A 17,198-nucleotide genomic window follows, 5' to 3' on the forward strand; every position below is an offset into this window, starting at 1 on the left:
CTGCTTGTCCCCTCCCGCCCCGCGCGCCGTTCCCGCGGCCGGATCTCCGGCCGCCTCCTCCGCTCCCGAGGACCGCCCGGACAACCGGCTGGGAATCCTCTGCATGGTCCTGGGCATGTCGCTGTTCACGCTGAACGATGCGATGGGCAAGTGGCTGGTGGAAATCTATCCGGTGCCGATGATCCTCGCCGTCCGAAGTGCCGCGTCGCTCCTGATCCTGGCCCCGCTGATCCTCCGCGCCGGTCCGCTCCAAGTCATGCGGACGGACAAGCCGATCGCCCACCTCGTCCGGGTCGCGCTGATGATCGCCGAGGTCGCCCTGTTCTACCTGTCGGTCCGGGTGCTGCCGCTCGCCGACGTCATGACGATCTACATGGCGGCGCCGCTGTTCGTGACGGCGCTGTCCGTGCCGTTGCTGGGCGAGAAGGTCGGCGCCCGGCGCTGGTGCGCGATCGCCGTTGGATTCGCCGGGGTGCTCATGGTGCTGAGGCCGACCGGCGACATCCTGAGCGTCGGCGCGCTGGCGGCGCTGGGCGGCAGCTTCACCTTCGCCCTGATGCTGATATCGACGCGTTCGCTGCGGGGAACCGGCGGGTTGACGCTGCTGGTGTACCAGACGCTGGGTGTCGGGGCTGCGGGCGCCGTCGCCATGCCGTTCTACTGGATGCCGCCGACATGGCCGCACCTGGGCCTGCTCGGCATCCTGGGCGTGGTTGCGCTGGCCGCTCATGCCCTGGTCAACCGGGCGCTGAAGATAAGCCCCGCCGCGGTCGTCGTGCCCTACCAGTACACTTCGCTGGTCTGGGCGCTGGCGCTGGGCTGGATCATCTGGGGCGACGTGCCCGACCTGTGGATCGCGGCGGGGGCGGCCCTGATCGTCGCCAGCGGACTGTTCGTCTTCCACCGGGAACAGCGGCTCGCCGCGGCGCCGGACCTCAGCTCCGAAGCCGGCGCAACGTCACCAGGCCGCCGGTCACCGGATCGTTGAGCCGGGCGGTATCCTCGTCCACCACGGTGATCTCCAGCCCGATCCCGAGCGCTTCGGGGAGGACCAGCACGTCGTTGCCCTCGACCGAGTATTCCACCCGCTGGCTCACCCCGAAGGCGGTCATGCTGGACCGCCGGAACTCGTAGGTGCCCAGGACCAGACCGGGAGCCATCGGCGACGACAGGGTCCAGCGCCCGAGCAGCGGGTTCGGCTCCAGGCTGGCGCAGGAGGCCGTCAGCAGCAGCCCCACGGACAGGAGGACCCGCAGCGGGATCTTCTTCAGAGAGAATCGGGTCAATCGCGTCACCTTTCGAAACCGGCCACCGGAGCCCACAGGACGTCTGCGATCTCCTCCGCCCCGGTGCATAGCAGCACCAACCGGTCGAACCCCAGGGCAATTCCCGCACTCTCAGGCATGCCGAACGCCAGCGCCGCCATGAAGTCCGGGTCGATCGGATAGCGGGTGCCGTAGAGCCGCTCCTTGAGGTCCATGTCTGCCTCGAACCGGGCTCGCTGGACGGCGGCATCGGTCAGTTCCCCGAAGGCGTTCGCCAACTCCAGGCCGCAGGCATAGAGCTCGAACCGCTCTGCGACGCGCGGATCGTCGGGCCTGGGACGGGACAGCGCCGCCATGGACACGGGATAGTCCGTCAGGAAGGTCGGCCGCTCCATGCCGAGGTTCGGTTCGATCAGGTCCAGGGAAATACGGAAGAATATGTCTTCCCAGCTGTCCCCGGGATGGGCGGGGATCCCGATCCGTTCCGCCTCGCGGGCCAGCAGCTCGGTGTCGGGTGCCCGCGGGTCGGGCGCGGTCGCGAGCAGGTCGATGCCGGCGTGGCGGTCGAAGGCGTCGGCGACGGTCAGCACCTCCCATGGGGCGAACGGATCGCAGTCCCGCCCGCGCCACTCGAACCCCTCGCGCCCTCCGGCCCGCGCCGCCGCGCGGACGAGGGCGGTGCAGTCCTCCATCAGGTCGCGGTAGCCGGCCCCTGCCCTGTACCACTCCAGCATAGTGAATTCCGGGCTGTGTGTTCCAGACCGCTCGCCGTTGCGGAATACCTTGGCAAGCTGGAACAGCTTCGGCACTCCCGCCACCAGCAGCTTCTTCATGGCGAATTCGGGGCTTGTGTGGAGATAGAGGGTGCGCCGGTCGTCGGGGTTGGGTCCGACAAGCTCGGTCGAGAACGCGATCAGGTGAGGCTCCAGCCCGGGCGACACCTGGAGGGCCGGAGTCTCGACCTCGATAAAGCCCTGCCCTTCGAACCAGGCCCGCAGCCTGGAGGCGATCAGCGCCCTGCCTTCCAGGAACGGACGCCGCCGGGCGAAACTGTCGGGATGCCACCATTCCATCGCGGTGCTCTTCCATTCTCGGCTACAGATGACACAGATAGCCTCGGATATGTGGGAGCGACAGAGGACTCTGCCGGGTCAGCGGTCCGGAGCAGCCGAGGACCGCTAAGAAAAAGGGCGGCCCAAGCGGGCCGCCCAAGGCGATTGCATCGATACAAGTATATTGAACGACCGGATCAGAAGTCCATGTCGCCCATGCCGCCGCCGGGCATGCCGGCCGGGGCGGGCTTCTTCTCCGGCTTGTCGGCCACCATCGCCTCGGTGGTGATCAGCAGGCCGGCGACCGAAGCGGCGTCCTGCAGCGCGGTGCGGACGACCTTGGTCGGGTCGATCACGCCGAACTGGAACATATCGCCGTATTGGTTGGTCTGGGCGTTGTAGCCGAAGCTGGTGTCGGTCTGCTCGATCAGCTTGCCGACCACGATCGACCCGTCGACGCCGGCGTTCACCGCGATCTGGCGCGCCGGAGCCTGCAGGGCGCGGCGGATGATCTCGACGCCGACCCGCTGGTCGTCGTTGGCCGGCTTGATCGCGTCGAGCGCCTTGGTGGCGTAGAGCAGGGCCACACCGCCGCCGGCGACGATGCCTTCCTCGACCGCGGCGCGGGTCGCGTGCATCGCGTCGTCGACGCGATCCTTGCGCTCCTTCACCTCGACCTCGGTGGCGCCGCCGACGCGGATCACCGCGACGCCGCCGGCCAGCTTGGCCAGCCGCTCCTGCAGCTTCTCGCGGTCGTAGTCGCTGGTGGTCTCCTCGATCTGCTGACGGATCTGGGTGCAGCGGGCGTTGATGTCGTCTTTCGACCCGGCGCCGTCGACGATCGTGGTGTTCTCCTTGGTGATGACGACGCGCTTGGCGGTGCCCAGCATGTCGATCGTCACGTTCTCCAGCTTGATGCCGAGGTCTTCGCTGATGACCTGGCCCCCGGTCAGGATGGCCATGTCCTCCAGCATCGCCTTGCGGCGGTCACCGAAGCCCGGAGCCTTGACCGCGGCGATCTTCAGGCCGCCGCGCAGCTTGTTGACCACCAGGGTGGCCAGCGCCTCGCCCTCGACGTCCTCCGCGACGATCACCAGCGGACGGCCGCTCTGGACGACCGACTCGAGAACCGGCAGAAGGGCCTGCAGGCCGGAGAGCTTCTTCTCGTGCAGGAGGATGTAGGGATTCTCCAGTTCCGCCTGCATCTTGTCCGCGTTGGTGACGAAGTAGGGGCTGAGATAGCCGCGGTCGAACTGCATGCCCTCGACCACTTCCAGCTCGGTCTCCAGCGACTTCGCCTCCTCGACGGTGATGACGCCCTCGTTGCCGACCTTCTCCATGGCGCGGGCGATCATCTCGCCGATCTCGCGTTCGCCGTTCGCCGAGATCGTGCCGACCTGGGCCACCTCGGCGTTGGTGTTGATCTTCTTGGAGGAGGCCTTGACCGCCTCGACGACGGCTTCGACCGCGAGGTCGATGCCGCGCTTCAGGTCCATCGGGTTCATGCCGGCCGCGACCGACTTGACGCCCTCGCGCACGATCGCCTGGGCCAGGACGGTCGCGGTGGTGGTGCCGTCACCCGCCAGGTCGTTGGTCTTGCTGGCGACCTCGCGCACCATCTGCGCGCCCATGTTCTCGAACTTGTCGGACAGCTCGATGTCCTTGGCGACCGTCACGCCGTCCTTGGTGATGCGCGGTGCGCCGAAGCTCTTCTCCAACACCACGTTGCGGCCCTTCGGGCCCAGCGTCACCTTGACGGCATCGGCCAGAATGTCCACGCCGCGCAGCATCTTGTTGCGCGCATCAATGCTGAACTTGACTTCCTTGGCAGCCATGTTCGTAAACCCTGATTGGAAATGTTGAGGCTGGAAACTTCAGGTCTGGATCGCGCGGCGCCGGTCAGGCGGCCTTGGCGGCGACGGGCGTCCCGTCGAGCACGCCCAGCAGATCCGATTCCTTCATGATCAGGTAGTCGACGCCGTCGATCTTGACCTCGGTGCCGGACCACTTGCCGAACAGCACGCGGTCGCCGGCCTTGACGTCGAGCGCATGGACCTTGCCGGACTCGTCGCGGGCGCCGGGGCCGACGGCGATCACTTCGCCTTCCTGCGGCTTCTCCTTGGCCGTGTCCGGGATGATGATGCCGCCGGCGGTCTTGCTTTCCTGCTCTACCCGGCGAACCACCACGCGGTCATGCAGAGGACGGAACTTCATCGCGGAATCTCCTCCAAATCCAGAACCGGGCCGGTCTCGCCGGCCCACAAAACATGGGATCAATGGACCCCGGCCGAGGGTGTGCGGCACGCGCTGTTAGCACTCTCGCCCGAGAAGTGCCAACTAGCTAATTGAAGCCGGAATCCGTTTCAAGAGGGTTTTTGCGGATTTTTTCGACGCCGCCGCACAGGCTGGCAGCAGCCCCCGCCGTCGGCTGCTAACTTACTGATTATAAAGGATGATTTCGCTTGCCAGGCAAATTGTCCAGCGGCACACTCGGACGAAGATCAAGATGTCGGGAGTCCCACCGGTCGCAACCACGGAGGAGATCTGCATGGCAAGTTTGAGTCTTCAGCTGCGTGACTATCGCCTGACCGTCGCCGAGATCCTGTACCATATGCCGGACCATCCCGGTCTCCTGCAGAGCTACATCTGGCAGGACCTGGACATAGCCCCCCGCTACCCCGTGCTGCGCAAGTTCCTGACCTTCTGGGAACGCGAGCTGGATGGCAAGCTGCACTCCGTGAAGGTCGCGTCCAACTCCATCATCACGCCGAGCGAATGCCGCTTCGTCGATGCGGAATTGAAGCTGCACTGAGCGCCCGACGCGCCGCCGCGCCGGCCATCGGCGCGGCGGCCGATCCGGCTCCGGTCCTTCCGACCGGAATCGCATTGCAAATCCCGAAAGAGCTATTTATTCCAGCGGCTGAGCATTGACAGCGGGACGCGGGCACAGCAACCTCCCCACACCATGTTAATGATCTACGGCACGTGCGTCGCGCTGTCGGGTTTCGGCGTCCTGTTGCGGGGACCCTCCGGCAGCGGCAAGTCCGATCTGGCGCTGCGCCTGATCGACGGCGGTGCTCGTCTGGTCGCGGATGACCAGGTCGAGTTGACCCTGGACGCGGCGGGCCGCGTGATGGCCCGGGCTCCGAAACCGCTTGCCGGGCTCCTGGAAGTCCGGGGCATCGGCATCCTGCCGGTCGATGCCGTTCGCGCCTCCCCGGTCGGGCTCGTCGTCGACCTCGCGGCCGACGACCGGATCGAGCGCCTGCCGGAGGTCGAGACCTGCCTGCTGCTCGACCGTCCGATTCGCCGTGTCACCCTCGCCCCCTTCCATGCCTCGACGCCGGCCAAGGTGAGGCTTGCAGCGGCACGCCTCAGGGCGGGCGCACTCGAGCCGGTGCCGGACCTCCCATGACGACTTCAGTTTCCGAGGGAGGGGCCGCCGGCGACCTTTCCGAAGATCCGGCCCGGGAACCACCCCCGGACGCGACAAGGCCCCGCACCGTCGCCATCGTCACCGGCATGTCGGGGGCCGGCCTCTCCACCGCCCTGAAATGCCTCGAGGATCTCGGCTACGAGGCGGTGGACAATCTGCCGATGAACATGGTCGACGCCCTTGTCGAGCAGGGCGACCTGCTGTCCCGGCCGGTGGCGATCACGGTCGATGCCCGGACGCGGCATTTCAGTTCCGACGCGCTGATGGCGCGGATCGAGGCTCTGGCCGCCCGCCCGGACCTGGCGGTGCGGCTGATCTTCCTGGAATGCGCCGACGAGATCCTGCAGCGCCGATACACCGAGACGCGGCGGCGCCATCCGCTCGCCGTGGACCGCCCGGTGGCCGACGGCATCCTCCGCGAACGGACCCTCCTCGCCCCGCTCAAGGAGCGGGCGGACGTCACGATCGACACGTCCCTGCTGTCGATCCACGACCTGCGCCGCATCCTTGCCGGACACTTCAAGCTGAGCGCCGAGCCGACGCTCCATGTTTTCGTCACGTCGTTCTCGTTCCGCCAGGGCGTTCCGCGCGAAGCCGACCTGGTCTTCGATGTACGATTCTTAACCAATCCCCACTACGATCCGCGCCTGCGGCCCCTGACCGGGCTGGACGCACCGGTCGCCGCGAGGGTGGCGGAGGATCCCGATTTCGAAGCCTTCTTCAGCCATCTGACCGACCTGTTGCAGCCGCTCCTGCCGCGCTACAACCAGGAAGGAAAGAGCTACCTGACGATCGCGATCGGCTGCACCGGCGGCCGGCATCGGTCGGTCTTCGTGGCGAAGTCACTGGCCGAATGGCTCGGCGGCCAGGGTTACAAGGTAGGGCTTACGCACCGCGACCTTGAACGGAGCGGCACCCGGCAGGGATGACGCTGAAAATGACAAGCCGGCGCTCAGATCGGTTGGATAGAAGGAAGTTCGATGATCGGAATGGTTCTTGTAACGCACGGGCGTCTCGCGACCGAATTCATCGCGGCACTCGAGCACGTCGTGGGAGAGCAGGAGCAGGTCGCCGCGGTCTGCATCGGTCCCGATGACGACATGGAGCAGCGCCGGCTCGACATCCTGAACAGCGTCGCGGAAGTCGACGACGGCAGCGGCGTCGTCCTGCTGACCGACATGTTCGGCGGCACTCCCAGCAACCTCGCCATCAGCGTGATGGACAAGGCCAAGGTCGAGGTCATCGCCGGCGTGAACCTGCCGATGCTGATCAAGCTCGCCAGCGTCCGACGCTCCGAGAAGCTGGCGGATGCGGTGCTCGCCGCCCGCGACGCCGGACAGAAATACATCAACGTCGCTTCGACGCTGCTGTCCGATAATTGAGCCCGAGGACTTGAACATGTCGGCATCCGGCACCGAGAATGCGTCCGGCGGCAAGGCCCCGGACGCCTGCGACACCGTAACCATCTGCAACCAGCGCGGCCTGCATGCCCGGGCGGCGGCCAAGTTCGTCAAGCTGGCGGCCCAGTACGACGCGGAAGTCGAGGTCGAGCGGAACGACATGATCGTGTCCGGCCAATCGATCATGGGCCTGATGATGCTTGCGGCCAGCCAGGGCTGCACCGTCACCCTGCGCGCCTATGGGAACCAGGCGGAGCCGGCGATCACGGCGCTGGTGGACCTGATCGGGCGCAAGTTCGATGAAGACTGACCGGAATTCCTCCAAGCCGCCGGAACCGCCGGATAACAGGATCCCCGGAACCTCCCCCGTCGTGCATGCGTCGCCCGAACGGATGCTGCGCGGCCTGGGCGTCTCCTCCGGCATCGCCGTCGGTCCGGCCTACGTGGTCGACAGCGGAACGCTCCAGGTGCCCGAATACCAGATCGCCGAGGACCAGGTGGAGGCGGAGCGGGCACGGTTCGTCGAAGCCACCGGCAAGTCCTGCCGGCAGATCCGGAAGCTGAAGGAGAAGGCGTCGCTTCTGCCGGAGTCGGCGGCGGAGGACGTGGGATTCCTGCTCGACGCCCATCTGGCCATGCTCTCCAACTCCCGCCTGACGCGCGGCGTGGAACGCCGGATATCGAACGACCGGATCAACGCGGAAGGTGCCGTCCAGGCGGAGATCGCCGCCCTGGCGCACAGCTTCGCGGAGATGAACGACACCTATATCTCCGCGCGCATCGCGGACGTGCGCGAGGTCGGCGCCCGGCTGATCCGGGTGCTGATGCAGCGCAAGTTCCAGGCGTTCTCACAGGTTCCCGAAGGCAGCATCATCATCGCGGAGGAACTGACCCCCGCCGACACCGCCCTGATGGACCCGCGCCGGATCGGCGGCTTCGCGACCGTGCTGGGCGGGGCCGAGGGCCATACCGCGATCATGGCGCGGTCGCTCGGCCTGCCCGCGGTGCTGGGCGTCGCCGGACTGATGCATGGGGTTCGCACCGGCGACCGGGTGGTGGTGGACGGCATCTCCGGCCGGGTGTTCGTCAATCCGGGTTCGGCGACCCTGAACGGTTTCCAGTCGCGCCAGCAGGATTTGGCAAGGGAACGGGAGGCCTTGAAGCGCCTGCGCGACCTGCCGGCGGTGACCCGCGACGGCACGTCGATCGTGCTGAACGCGAACATCGAGATGCCGCGCGACGTCGAAGGCGCCATGAACTGCGGTGCCGCCGGCGTCGGCCTGCTGCGGACCGAGTTCCTCTACATGAACCGGGACGACCTGCCGGACGAGGAGGAGCAGTACGAAAGCCTGAAGGGCATCGTCGAGGGCATGCAGGGCCGCACCGTGACCGCGCGCACCCTGGACGTCGGGGGCGAGAAGCTGGCGACCTCGCTGGGCGGCCACTTCGCGGACTGCGCCAACCCGGCGCTGGGGCTGCGTGCCATCCGGCTGTCCCTGCGGGAACCGAAGCTGCTGGAGACCCAGCTCGCGGCGATGCTACGGGCGGGCGCCCACGGCCCCATCCGCATCCTGCTGCCGATGATCTGCACCGTCTCGGAGGTGCGGAAGGTTCGCGAGATCCTGATCCGCGTCGCCAACCGGCTGAAGCGGCGCGGCGTGCGCATCGCCGATCCGCTGCCGCCGCTGGGCGTGATGATCGAGATCCCGGGCGCCGCCCTGTCGGCCGACGCGCTGGCGACGACCTGCGATTTCTTCGCGATCGGGACCAACGACCTGACCCAGTACACCCTGGCGATCGACCGCGGCGACGAGCAGGTGGCCCACCTCTACGATCCGCTCCACCCCGCGGTGCTGCGCCTGATCCAGTTCTCGACCGAAGCGGCGCTGCGGGCGCGCATTCCCGTCAGCGTATGCGGCGAGATCGCGGGCGATCCCCGCTATGCCGCCCTGCTCCTGGGCTTCGGCATCCGCGAACTGTCGATGTCGCCCGGATCGCTGCTCGCGGTCAAACGCCGGATCCGGGCGCTTGACCTGGTGGAGGCGACCCGCCGGGCCAGGGTCATCATGGAGCAGAGCGACGCGGGCCGGATCGCGATCCTGCTCGACGATTTCAACGCGCTGGCGTGACCGGCGAGGCGCGGAGCAGGGTCACCCCTGGTTCGCCGTCCCCGACGCGCCGATCCTCCGGGTCACGCCGATCAAGGCCGTCAGCAGCAGGATCGCGCACCCGGCCGCAAGGGCGAGGCCGGTAGCCTCGACTCCGTCTGACAGATGGAGCCCAACGGTCGCCAGGAAGATCAGGTCTGCCAGGAACGCGGTTCCCAGCAGGAGTTGCAGGGCCGTCCCTATCGTGCGAGCCGGGATGGCCGGCTGTTCCGGCTGGTGCTTCGGCTGCGTCATGGCATCGGCTCCCACATAGGCCCCGGGGATCATCGCTGGATCGTCCCGGTGCCATCACGGCGATTCGGCCGAACCCTGCGATCCCGCAACTGCGAAAATTAGCCCTTGGTTATATTCCTTTCGGCTTGCCGGTCCAGAAATTTCTTCGCGCAGGTCGATCCGCCATCGCAACGATACCGTAACTGCCGCGCATCCGTTCCATGCGGCAGGCCGCCGCAACTTTCTACCGCACACCCTTGCCGCACATTGTTGCAGACATAAAGATATCTTTATGCTTGCCCGCGAGAGCCGCTCTTGATAAACCCTGCGCAGTCACTCGTACCGCAGTTACCGCAAGGAGTTTTCCAGATGGCCGTCGCCAGTGGTTTCACTGATTACAAGGTCAAGGACATCGAGCTCGCCGGCTGGGGCCGCAAGGAAATCGCGATCGCCGAGACCGAGATGCCCGGCCTGATGGCTCTGCGCGAGGAATTCGGCGACTCCAAGCCGCTCAAGGGCGCGCGGATCGTCGGCTGCCTGCACATGACGATCCAGACCGCCGTGCTGATCGAGACGCTGACCCACCTGGGCGCGACCGTCCGCTGGTCCTCGTGCAACATCTTCTCGACCCAGGACCAAGCCGCAGCCGCCATCGCCGCCGTTGGCATTCCCGTGTTCGCCTGGAAGGGCGAGACGGAGGAGGAGTTCTGGTGGTGCATCGAGCAGACCCTGCGCGGTCCCGACGGCTGGACGCCGAACATGATCCTGGACGATGGCGGCGACGTCACCCAGATCATGCACGAGAAGTATCCGGAGATGCTGGACGACGTCCGCGGCCTGTCGGAAGAGACGACCACCGGCGTCCACCGCCTCTACGACATGGTCAAGGCCGGCACGCTGAAGGTGCCCGCGATCAACGTCAATGACAGCGTCACCAAGTCGAAGTTCGACAATCTGTACGGCTGCCGCGAGAGCTTGGTGGACGGCATCAAGCGCGCCACCGACGTGATGATGGCCGGCAAGGTCGCGGTGGTCTGCGGCTACGGCGACGTGGGCAAGGGATCGGCCGCCTCGCTGCGCAGCCAGGGTGCCCGCGTCCTGGTCACCGAGATCGATCCGATCAACGCGCTCCAGGCCGCCATGGAAGGCTATCAGGTCACCACCATGGACGACGCCGCCCCGGTGGGCGACATCTTCGTGACGGCGACCGGCAACGTGGACGTGATCACCCAGGATCACATGCGCCAGATGAAGGACCGGGCGATCGTCTGCAACATCGGCCACTTCGACAGCGAGATCCAGATCGACTCCCTGCGCAACTACACCTGGGAAGAGGTGAAGCCGCAGGTCGACGAGGTGGTGTTCCCCGACGGCAAGCGGCTGATCGTCCTGGCCAAGGGCCGGCTGGTCAACCTCGGCTGCGCCACGGGCCACCCCAGCTTCGTGATGTCCGCCAGCTTCACCAACCAAGTGCTGGCCCAGATCGAGCTGTGGCAGAACCACGCCAAGTACGAGCGCAAGGTCTATGTGCTGCCCAAGCACCTGGACGAGAAGGTCGCCCGTCTGCACCTCGGCAAGATCGGCGTGAAGCTGACCGAGCTGACCGAGAAGCAGTCGGCCTATATCGGCGTCCCGGCCGCAGGCCCGTACAAGCCCGACCACTACCGGTACTGATACGGCAAGGGCCGGCCCGGCAAGTCCGGGCCGGCCCTCGTCCGGGACGGAGCGGGCGCCTACGGCGCCCGCTCCGCAGCCCTGTCGCCGCGCGTCAGATCCACTGGCCGCCGTCGACGGTCTGAAGATCGGGCAGGCCGGCGAGGTCGACGTAGCCCGACAGTTCGTCGGCGATCGCATCGACATCGACCGTCCGCAGCACCTGGCTGCCGTCGCGCAGCGTGTCCACCCAGGCATCCGGCAAGGGTTCGCCGGTCCGGACATGGTCGAACAGGTCGTTGAAGTCGAGGCCCTGGGTCTCGGCCACCACGTAGTCGATCAGCGAGGCAAGCGAGTCCATGCCGGACGCCCCGGCCACTTCGCTGCCCGGGACGGGTGTCGCGGTATCCGGATCGATCAGGTCGAGCTTCACGTTCTCGCTCCCGATTTCCACTGTCTGCACGACCGGGGATGACAGCCCGCCCCCGGAGAACGTCACCGCGTAGGTTCCGGGCTGGGCCGCGATCTCGTAGCCGCCGGCCGTGCCGGTGAGATCCGTCAGGGTGATCGGCTCGGCCGATCCCATCAGGGTCGCGCTAACATTGATGCCGCCCCTTCCCTCTCCCGGCGTGTAGAAATCGTTCCCGTCCAGGTCGTCATAGGCGACGCCGGTCAGGAACAGGTCGTCTCCGGTCTTTCCGAAGTTCTCGGCGACCATCAGGGTGTCGTAGCCCTGGAACTCACCGGTGATGGTGGCGGTGCCGATCTCGCGGAAATCATCCTGAAGGATGTTCTCGCGATGGCCTGGGCTCAGAAACAGCGCGTCGTTCTGCCGGTCCACCGACTCGACCGGGTCCTCTGCCTGTCCGATGGAGCCCCGCCACGAAATGTTCTCACCCCAGCGCCAGTTGCCGGTGAACTCGTAGCCGGCGTCGGCCATGCGCATGCCGGGACTGCTGCCATCGGCGCCCGTGTGCGAGAACACGTCCCTGTCCAGCATCCACTCCGCGTGCCCGCGCGCCGCTTCGGTCAGTTCAGGATCGAAGGCGAGCGGCTGCTTGGGTACCGTGCTGATCTGTCCCTCGGAAAGCCCCTGGTTGATGTCGATGCCCAGGCGCGCGGCTTCCGCGGTCGGATCCAGTCGTGCCCGGTTGATCAATTCGATCAGGTATTGATCGAGCGCGGTCGGCTCGGTCATCTCGTCACCTCAAATAAACACCCTCTGACAGAGACAAATAGGCCGCAGAATATGGAAAGTACCGTTACAATTATGGGCCACCGTCCGGATCCAGTTCCCCCGGGCAACGCATTGTCGGACCGGCCTACGATCCATCTTGCTGACTATTACTAGAAGTCTGCACAGTGTTTCTTATGACGTTCGGCGGAGCGTTGACGCAGGGTGTCGGCGTCGGCCTTCGGCCGAGGCCGACCTACGATAAATCAATCAAAGCCGCTGTGCCGAACCACTGGCGGACGCATCGACCATACGATCCAGACAGGCCAGCAAAGCCGACCGGAACGGCGTGATGCTCTTGTAACGCGCGGTGTCGTCGGGCAAGGCGCGGACCGCGGCGGCCAGTCGGGCGGTCTCCTGCGGCCGGCCGGCCAAAGCCTCGACCGGCCGCTGATAGGTCCGGATCGTGAAGAGGACGGCGCCTGTCCGGGGCAGCCGCCGCAGGGTCTGCCGTTCGACGCGCAGGAAGACGCGCGCCCCGGCATTCTCCGCGGTGATGCTCGGGTCTGTGTCGCGCCGTCCGTGCCCCACCGGCTGGAACAGCGTCGGATCATCCGTCAGCGACCAGTTCAGCCGCCAGACCGGACGATCCGGCGTCATCAGCCCGAGGAACCGGTCCACCGGCCTGCCCAGGCGCTCGGCATAGGCCGGTACCGGGGCATGGATGCCCAGCATGGGCAGGCCCAGCTTGTCGGCAAGCCTCCAGCGGTTCGGGAAGCACAGGACACCCGCGGTCAAGCGGAGTTCGCCTTCCACGTCCTGAAGGATGCAGAGATCCTCCTGCACCAGGCGTCCGGCGATCTCCAGCGGGTCGGACAGTTCGCCCTCGACCAGCCAGCGATCGCCGGTGACGTGGTTCAGCAGTTCCGGGCCGGTTCGCTGGAAATGTTCGGGAAACCGCTCAGGCAGGAATCCGGCGAGCTGGTCCAGCACCTCGCGGCAGGCCTCGGTCGCCTCCAGCCGCATCGCCAGGACGTCGTCGCGCCGCTCGGCCAGGAGGCGGTCGCGCAGGGCGATTTCCGAGGCATAGTTGCCGTCGATCTCGATCCAGTCAGCCGGTTTCAGGGCCATCAGGCCCATCGCCATGCGGAACGGCCCCTCGGCGAACGGCAGGTAGTCGGGAACGCTTTCCGCGGTCATTCGGCGCGCGCGGGCTCCTTGGGGTCGGCCTCGTCGGGGATCTGGTGCTTCATGATCACCGGCATCTGAAGCCCGCTGAACACCAGGGTCAGCGGCAGGATCCCGAACACCTTGAAATTGACCCAGGCGTCGGTCGTCATGGTTCGCCACACCACCTCGTTGAGCACGGCCAGGATAACGAAGAAGCAGGCCCAGCGCACCGTCAGGATGCGCCAGCCCTCCTCGCTCAGGTTCAGCACCGTCCCGAGCAGCGGTTTCATGACGTTGCGGCGGAGCGCCAGGCTGGTGAACAGCACCGTCGCGAACAGAAGGTTGACCACCGTGGGCTTCAGCTTGATGAACAGGTCATCGTCGAGCCACAGGGTCAGGCCGCCGAACAGCAGCACGAAGAAGCAGCCGACCAGGGGCATGATCGGCAGCTTGCGCTCCAGATGCCAGGACAGCAGCACGGCCACGGCCGTGGCCGCCATGAAGGCGCCCGTGCCGACCATGATGCCGGCCTGGGAATTGGTCACGAAGAAGACCGCAAGCGGCCCCGCTTCGATCAGGAGTCTGGTCAGTTGGTTCACGTTTCCTACATAGCGGCGGCGCGTCGGCTCTCAAAGAGAAAACAGCGTGCCGGCGGCGAAGGATGCCCGGCGCGCGCCCAGGCACGCCGGGTCCTCGCATCCGTTACATCCGGTCGCGGTCGCCGCGCGGGCCGTCGCCATGGCCATGCCCGTGCCCATGTCCGTGACGCGGTCCGTGGCCGAACTCGCCGAAGCCGCCCGGCCCGTGGCGCATCATGCGCTCCATCATCTCGTCGGCGGTCTTCTTCTGCTCGTCGGAGAAGCCGGCGTAGAGCTGGTCGAGCGCGGGGCGGATCTGGCGGACCTGTTCGAGCCGGGCCGTCATCATCTCCTCCATCCGCTTTGCCCGTTCCGGCAGGGTCGCGGGCCGGGTGAAGGCCTCGGGGTTCTCGCAGCGCTGCTTCATCGGTCCTTCGCTGTTCCTGACCGCCTGGGCGAAGCTGTCCCAAGCCGCGCGCTGAGCGTCGGTGATCTTCAGGCGGGTCTCCGCGAAGGCCAGCATGCCGGCGATGCGGGCGTCCAGGTTCTCGCACATCCGCTCGAAGCGCGGGCCGGGACCACCGGGGCCGCCAGGGCCGCCGCCGGGGCCACCGGGACCGCCCTGGGCGAAGACCGGCACGGCTGCCGCGAGCATGGTGCCGAGCACGGCGGTTGCCAAAACGGTACGCTTCATCTTGTATCTCCATCTGTCCTGCGAAGCGGGTCGTCGCTTCGATGACCTGAAGATGGGGCGCGACCTTTGCCGTTTGATGTCTCCGGCAAGGGCATTTGGTAACGCTGTGTAACCGGCGGCGCCGCTGTAACGATCCGTTACAACAATTACCTTACCCCTTCGACCAGCCCTGAACGAAGATGCCGGCCATGGACAAGCAGCCCCACCTCCTCGTGGTCGACGACGACCGGGAAATCCGCACCCTGATCTCCCAGTTCCTCAGCAGGCACGGCTACCGCGTGTCGAGCGCCCGGGACGGGGCGGAGATGATGCAGGTGCTGGAGACGTCGCGCATCGACCTGATCGTGCTCGACCTGATGATGCCCGGCGAGGACGGGTTGGCGCTGTGCCGACGGTTGCGCGCCCAGCCCGGGGCGGCGGGCGCCGTCCCCATCATCATGCTGACCGCCATGGGCGAGGAGACGGACCGGATCGTCGGGCTGGAGATGGGAGCAGACGATTACCTGGCGAAGCCCTTCAACCCACGCGAGCTGCTGGCCCGCGCCAAGGCGGTGCTTCGCCGTTCCACCGGCCTGCCGGTCGGCGCGGCGGCGGAGCCCGCCAGCCGCGGCCTGACCTTCGAAGGGTGGCGGCTGGACGTCGCGAAGCGGGAGTTGTGGTCGCCCGACGGCGTGCTGGTCCAGCTCAGCGCCGGCGAGTTCGACCTGCTGGTCGCCTTCGTCGAGCATCCCCAGCGGGTGCTGAACCGCGATCAGCTGCTCGACCTCGCGCGCGGGCGCACCGCCATGCCGTTCGACCGCAGCGTCGACGTCCAGGTCAGCCGGCTGCGCCGCAAGATCGAGCCGGATCCGAAGGAGCCCACCCTGATCAAGACGGTGCGCAGCGGCGGCTACATCTTCACCCCGACCGTCACGAAGGCCTGACATGTGGGAGCCTTTCAAGCGGCGGTTCCTTCCGGCGGGGATCGCGGTCCGGCTCGGTCTGACGGTGCTTATGGCGCTGGTGCTGACCCAGGCGGTCAGCGCGCTGGTGTATGTGACCGACCGCGGCGAAGGCCATCCGCGCCATGGCCCGCGGGAGATGGTCGAGCGGGTGGCGGCCATCGTCCGTCTGGCCGACGAGACCCCGCCCCAGTTCCGGCCGCGGGTGGTGCGCGCGGTGGATGCTCCCGGCCTGGAGGTGGAGTGGCGGCCCAGGGCGCCGGAAATCCGCCAGAACCAAGTGGGCTTTCCCCTGGACGGCTTCCGCCGGAGGCTGCGCAACGCGCTGGAGGACCCGGCGCGGGAGATCCTGATCGAGGTGCGGAACGGCCCGCCCAGCCCGGGCCCCCTGGCGCCGATCGAGGCGCGGCTGTTCGGCAACGTCATGCAGATGGCGCTGCCCCTGTCGGACGGCACTTGGCTGGTGTTCCGGTCCGACCCCGACCGGGACGGCCCGTTCCGGCTGATCCGCTTCGGGTTGTGGATGGGACTCGTCGGACTGGTCATCTTCGGCTTGTCCCTGTGGGCCGGACGCCGGCTGAGCGCCCCGCTGAAGCGGTTCGCCGAGGCGGCCCAGCGGCTGGGCGTCGACGGCGAGGCGCCGCTGCTGCCCGAGGCCGGGCCGCGCGAGTTGCGGCAGGCGACCCGCGCCTTCAATCAGATGCAGACGCGCCTGCACCGGTTCGTCGAGGACCGGACCCAGATGCTGGCCGCGATCAGCCACGACCTGCGCACGCCGCTGACCCGCCTGAGGCTGCGCGCCGAGTTCGTCGAGGACCCGGAGCAGCAGCGCAAGATGCTGGCCGACCTGGAGGAGATGGAGGCGATGATCGCCTCCACCCTCGCCTTCGCCCGCGACGACGCCCGCAAGGAGCCGCGTGTCCCGATCGACCTCGCGGCGCTGCTCCAGAGCCTCGTCGACGACCTCGGGGATGCCGGGTACACGGTCGAGTATTCGGGGCCGGAGCACAGGACCGTCGCCTGCCGCCCGGTCGCGCTGCGGCGCGCGATCGGCAACCTGATCGACAACGCCCTGAAGTACGGCGGCTGTGCCCGGGTGGCGCTGCTGGACCATCAGGAGGACGGGCACGTCGCGATCCGCATCGACGACGACGGGCCGGGCATCCCGCCGGAGGAGCAGGAGAAGGTCTTCGCCCCCTTCTACCGGCTGGAACGGTCGCGCAGCCGCGACACCGGGGGCACCGGCCTCGGCCTGTCCGTCGCCCGCACGATCGCCCGGGCCCATGGCGGCGACGTCACCCTGTGCAATCGGCCCGGCGGCGGCCTCAGCGCCACCCTGATGCTGGCCGAGGCGTAATCCCCCCGGCCGAGCCCAAATCCGAAAGCGGCACTACCGCTTTATTTCGAGCCGGGTGATGCTGGTCACAGGGCATGCGCCGGTATTGCGGCAGGCT

19 protein-coding genes are annotated in these 17,198 nt (G+C 67.3%); 10 read left to right on the forward strand and 9 right to left on the reverse strand.

Features of this window, described 5'->3' with window-relative positions:
- Nucleotides 1-4: 4 nt before the first annotated feature.
- A complete protein-coding gene (locus tag JL101_RS14255) occupies nucleotides 5-988 on the forward strand; it encodes a DMT family transporter (protein WP_228434834.1) in 984 nt (327 codons plus the stop codon).
- On the opposite strand, the gene JL101_RS14260 is transcribed toward JL101_RS14255, so the two are convergent.
- From JL101_RS14260 to groES, 4 genes are all read right to left on the reverse strand, one after another.
- Nucleotides 936-1,286 (reverse strand): hypothetical protein, encoded by a 351-nt coding sequence (locus JL101_RS14260; protein WP_203095792.1) that lies wholly within the window; start codon nucleotides 1,284-1,286, stop codon nucleotides 936-938. The two genes, JL101_RS14255 and JL101_RS14260, sit on opposite strands and share 53 nt — an antisense overlap.
- A gap of 5 nt (nucleotides 1,287-1,291) precedes the next feature.
- Nucleotides 1,292-2,338, reverse strand: coding sequence for an EF-P lysine aminoacylase EpmA (gene epmA, locus JL101_RS14265; protein WP_203095794.1), 1,047 nt, complete (start codon nucleotides 2,336-2,338; stop codon nucleotides 1,292-1,294).
- A gap of 176 nt (nucleotides 2,339-2,514) precedes the next feature.
- A complete protein-coding gene (gene groL / locus JL101_RS14270; RefSeq protein ID WP_203095796.1) occupies nucleotides 2,515-4,152 on the reverse strand; it encodes a chaperonin GroEL in 1,638 nt (545 codons plus the stop codon).
- A 64-nt stretch (nucleotides 4,153-4,216) separates the two neighbouring features.
- The gene (groES, locus tag JL101_RS14275) at nucleotides 4,217-4,531 is read right to left on the reverse strand and encodes a co-chaperone GroES (RefSeq protein ID WP_203095798.1); all 315 of its coding nucleotides are present in this window, start codon (nucleotides 4,529-4,531) and stop codon (nucleotides 4,217-4,219) included.
- Nucleotides 4,532-4,865: 334 nt separating this feature from the next.
- On the opposite strand from groES, the gene JL101_RS14280 reads away from it, so the two are divergent.
- From JL101_RS14280 to ptsP, 6 genes are all read left to right on the forward strand, one after another.
- Nucleotides 4,866-5,129, forward strand: coding sequence for an usg protein (locus JL101_RS14280; protein WP_203095800.1), 264 nt, complete (start codon nucleotides 4,866-4,868; stop codon nucleotides 5,127-5,129).
- Nucleotides 5,130-5,282: 153 nt separating this feature from the next.
- Nucleotides 5,283-5,732, forward strand: a complete 450-nt coding sequence (locus tag JL101_RS14285; protein ID WP_203095802.1) for an HPr kinase/phosphorylase — start codon at nucleotides 5,283-5,285, stop codon at nucleotides 5,730-5,732.
- Complete coding sequence (gene rapZ, locus JL101_RS14290) at nucleotides 5,729-6,682, forward strand: RNase adapter RapZ (RefSeq protein ID WP_203095804.1); 954 nt, start codon at nucleotides 5,729-5,731, stop codon at nucleotides 6,680-6,682. The genes JL101_RS14285 and rapZ overlap by 4 nt, the downstream gene beginning before the upstream one ends.
- Before the next feature lie 51 nt (nucleotides 6,683-6,733).
- Nucleotides 6,734-7,135, forward strand: coding sequence for a PTS sugar transporter subunit IIA (locus tag JL101_RS14295; RefSeq protein ID WP_201070286.1), 402 nt, complete (start codon nucleotides 6,734-6,736; stop codon nucleotides 7,133-7,135).
- Between the two features lie 16 nt (nucleotides 7,136-7,151).
- Nucleotides 7,152-7,463 carry an HPr family phosphocarrier protein gene (locus JL101_RS14300; RefSeq protein ID WP_203095807.1) on the forward strand — a complete coding sequence of 104 codons (312 nt, stop codon included), beginning with the start codon at nucleotides 7,152-7,154 and terminating at the stop codon, nucleotides 7,461-7,463.
- Nucleotides 7,453-9,282, forward strand: coding sequence for a phosphoenolpyruvate--protein phosphotransferase (gene ptsP, locus JL101_RS14305; RefSeq protein ID WP_203095809.1), 1,830 nt, complete (start codon nucleotides 7,453-7,455; stop codon nucleotides 9,280-9,282). The genes JL101_RS14300 and ptsP overlap by 11 nt, the downstream gene beginning before the upstream one ends.
- A gap of 21 nt (nucleotides 9,283-9,303) precedes the next feature.
- Here ptsP and JL101_RS14310 read toward each other — a convergent pair whose 3' ends face one another.
- Nucleotides 9,304-9,555: a hypothetical protein gene (locus tag JL101_RS14310; RefSeq protein ID WP_203095811.1), complete on the reverse strand. Its 252-nt coding sequence runs from the start codon at nucleotides 9,553-9,555 to the stop codon at nucleotides 9,304-9,306.
- 348 nt (nucleotides 9,556-9,903) lie between these two features.
- Between JL101_RS14310 and ahcY the strand changes: the two genes are divergently transcribed.
- Entirely contained in the window at nucleotides 9,904-11,208 is a 1,305-nt protein-coding gene (gene ahcY / locus JL101_RS14315; RefSeq protein WP_203095813.1) for an adenosylhomocysteinase, read from the forward strand.
- A gap of 94 nt (nucleotides 11,209-11,302) precedes the next feature.
- Here ahcY and JL101_RS14320 read toward each other — a convergent pair whose 3' ends face one another.
- The 4 genes from JL101_RS14320 to JL101_RS14335 form a co-directional block, all read right to left on the reverse strand.
- A complete protein-coding gene (locus JL101_RS14320; protein WP_203095815.1) occupies nucleotides 11,303-12,385 on the reverse strand; it encodes a CAP domain-containing protein in 1,083 nt (360 codons plus the stop codon).
- Nucleotides 12,386-12,631: 246 nt separating this feature from the next.
- Nucleotides 12,632-13,561 carry a heme-dependent oxidative N-demethylase family protein gene (locus JL101_RS14325; protein WP_228434835.1) on the reverse strand — a complete coding sequence of 310 codons (930 nt, stop codon included), beginning with the start codon at nucleotides 13,559-13,561 and terminating at the stop codon, nucleotides 12,632-12,634.
- A complete protein-coding gene (locus tag JL101_RS14330; protein ID WP_203095817.1) occupies nucleotides 13,558-14,130 on the reverse strand; it encodes a septation protein A in 573 nt (190 codons plus the stop codon). The genes JL101_RS14325 and JL101_RS14330 overlap by 4 nt, the downstream gene beginning before the upstream one ends.
- 103 nt (nucleotides 14,131-14,233) lie before the next feature.
- Entirely contained in the window at nucleotides 14,234-14,803 is a 570-nt protein-coding gene (locus tag JL101_RS14335; RefSeq protein WP_203095819.1) for a Spy/CpxP family protein refolding chaperone, read from the reverse strand.
- Between the two features lie 188 nt (nucleotides 14,804-14,991).
- Here JL101_RS14335 and JL101_RS14340 point away from each other — a divergent pair, with 188 nt between their 5' ends.
- Both JL101_RS14340 and JL101_RS36510 read left to right on the forward strand, forming a co-directional pair.
- On the forward strand, nucleotides 14,992-15,726 hold the full coding sequence (locus tag JL101_RS14340) for a response regulator (protein ID WP_203095821.1): 735 nt from the start codon (nucleotides 14,992-14,994) through the stop codon (nucleotides 15,724-15,726).
- A 1-nt stretch (nucleotide 15,727) separates the two neighbouring features.
- Entirely contained in the window at nucleotides 15,728-17,101 is a 1,374-nt protein-coding gene (locus JL101_RS36510) for an ATP-binding protein (protein ID WP_203095823.1), read from the forward strand.
- Nucleotides 17,102-17,198 lie beyond the last annotated feature (97 nt).

Origin of the sequence: Skermanella rosea (assembly GCF_016806835.2) — a bacterium.
In the GTDB taxonomy this organism is placed as follows: Bacteria; Pseudomonadota; Alphaproteobacteria; order Azospirillales; family Azospirillaceae; genus Skermanella; species Skermanella rosea.

Excerpts from the sequence above, each read along its gene's own strand:
- groES (WP_203095798.1), bottom strand. The coding sequence starts at position 4,531 with ATGAAGTTCCGTCCTCTGCATGACCGCGTGGTGGTTCGCCGGGTAGAG.
- JL101_RS14340 (WP_203095821.1), top strand. The coding sequence starts at position 14,992 with ATGGACAAGCAGCCCCACCTCCTCGTGGTCGACGACGACCGGGAAATC.
- JL101_RS14280 (WP_203095800.1), top strand. The coding sequence starts at position 4,866 with ATGGCAAGTTTGAGTCTTCAGCTGCGTGACTATCGCCTGACCGTCGCC.
- epmA (WP_203095794.1), bottom strand. The coding sequence starts at position 2,338 with ATGGAATGGTGGCATCCCGACAGTTTCGCCCGGCGGCGTCCGTTCCTG.
- JL101_RS14320 (WP_203095815.1), bottom strand. The coding sequence starts at position 12,385 with ATGACCGAGCCGACCGCGCTCGATCAATACCTGATCGAATTGATCAAC.
- JL101_RS36510 (WP_203095823.1), top strand. The coding sequence starts at position 15,728 with ATGTGGGAGCCTTTCAAGCGGCGGTTCCTTCCGGCGGGGATCGCGGTC.
- JL101_RS14310 (WP_203095811.1), bottom strand. The coding sequence starts at position 9,555 with ATGACGCAGCCGAAGCACCAGCCGGAACAGCCGGCCATCCCGGCTCGC.
- JL101_RS14295 (WP_201070286.1), top strand. The coding sequence starts at position 6,734 with ATGATCGGAATGGTTCTTGTAACGCACGGGCGTCTCGCGACCGAATTC.
- ahcY (WP_203095813.1), top strand. The coding sequence starts at position 9,904 with ATGGCCGTCGCCAGTGGTTTCACTGATTACAAGGTCAAGGACATCGAG.
- JL101_RS14285 (WP_203095802.1), top strand. The coding sequence starts at position 5,283 with ATGTTAATGATCTACGGCACGTGCGTCGCGCTGTCGGGTTTCGGCGTC.
- groL (WP_203095796.1), bottom strand. The coding sequence starts at position 4,152 with ATGGCTGCCAAGGAAGTCAAGTTCAGCATTGATGCGCGCAACAAGATG.
- JL101_RS14335 (WP_203095819.1), bottom strand. The coding sequence starts at position 14,803 with ATGAAGCGTACCGTTTTGGCAACCGCCGTGCTCGGCACCATGCTCGCG.
- rapZ (WP_203095804.1), top strand. The coding sequence starts at position 5,729 with ATGACGACTTCAGTTTCCGAGGGAGGGGCCGCCGGCGACCTTTCCGAA.
- JL101_RS14325 (WP_228434835.1), bottom strand. The coding sequence starts at position 13,561 with ATGACCGCGGAAAGCGTTCCCGACTACCTGCCGTTCGCCGAGGGGCCG.
- JL101_RS14300 (WP_203095807.1), top strand. The coding sequence starts at position 7,152 with ATGTCGGCATCCGGCACCGAGAATGCGTCCGGCGGCAAGGCCCCGGAC.
- ptsP (WP_203095809.1), top strand. The coding sequence starts at position 7,453 with ATGAAGACTGACCGGAATTCCTCCAAGCCGCCGGAACCGCCGGATAAC.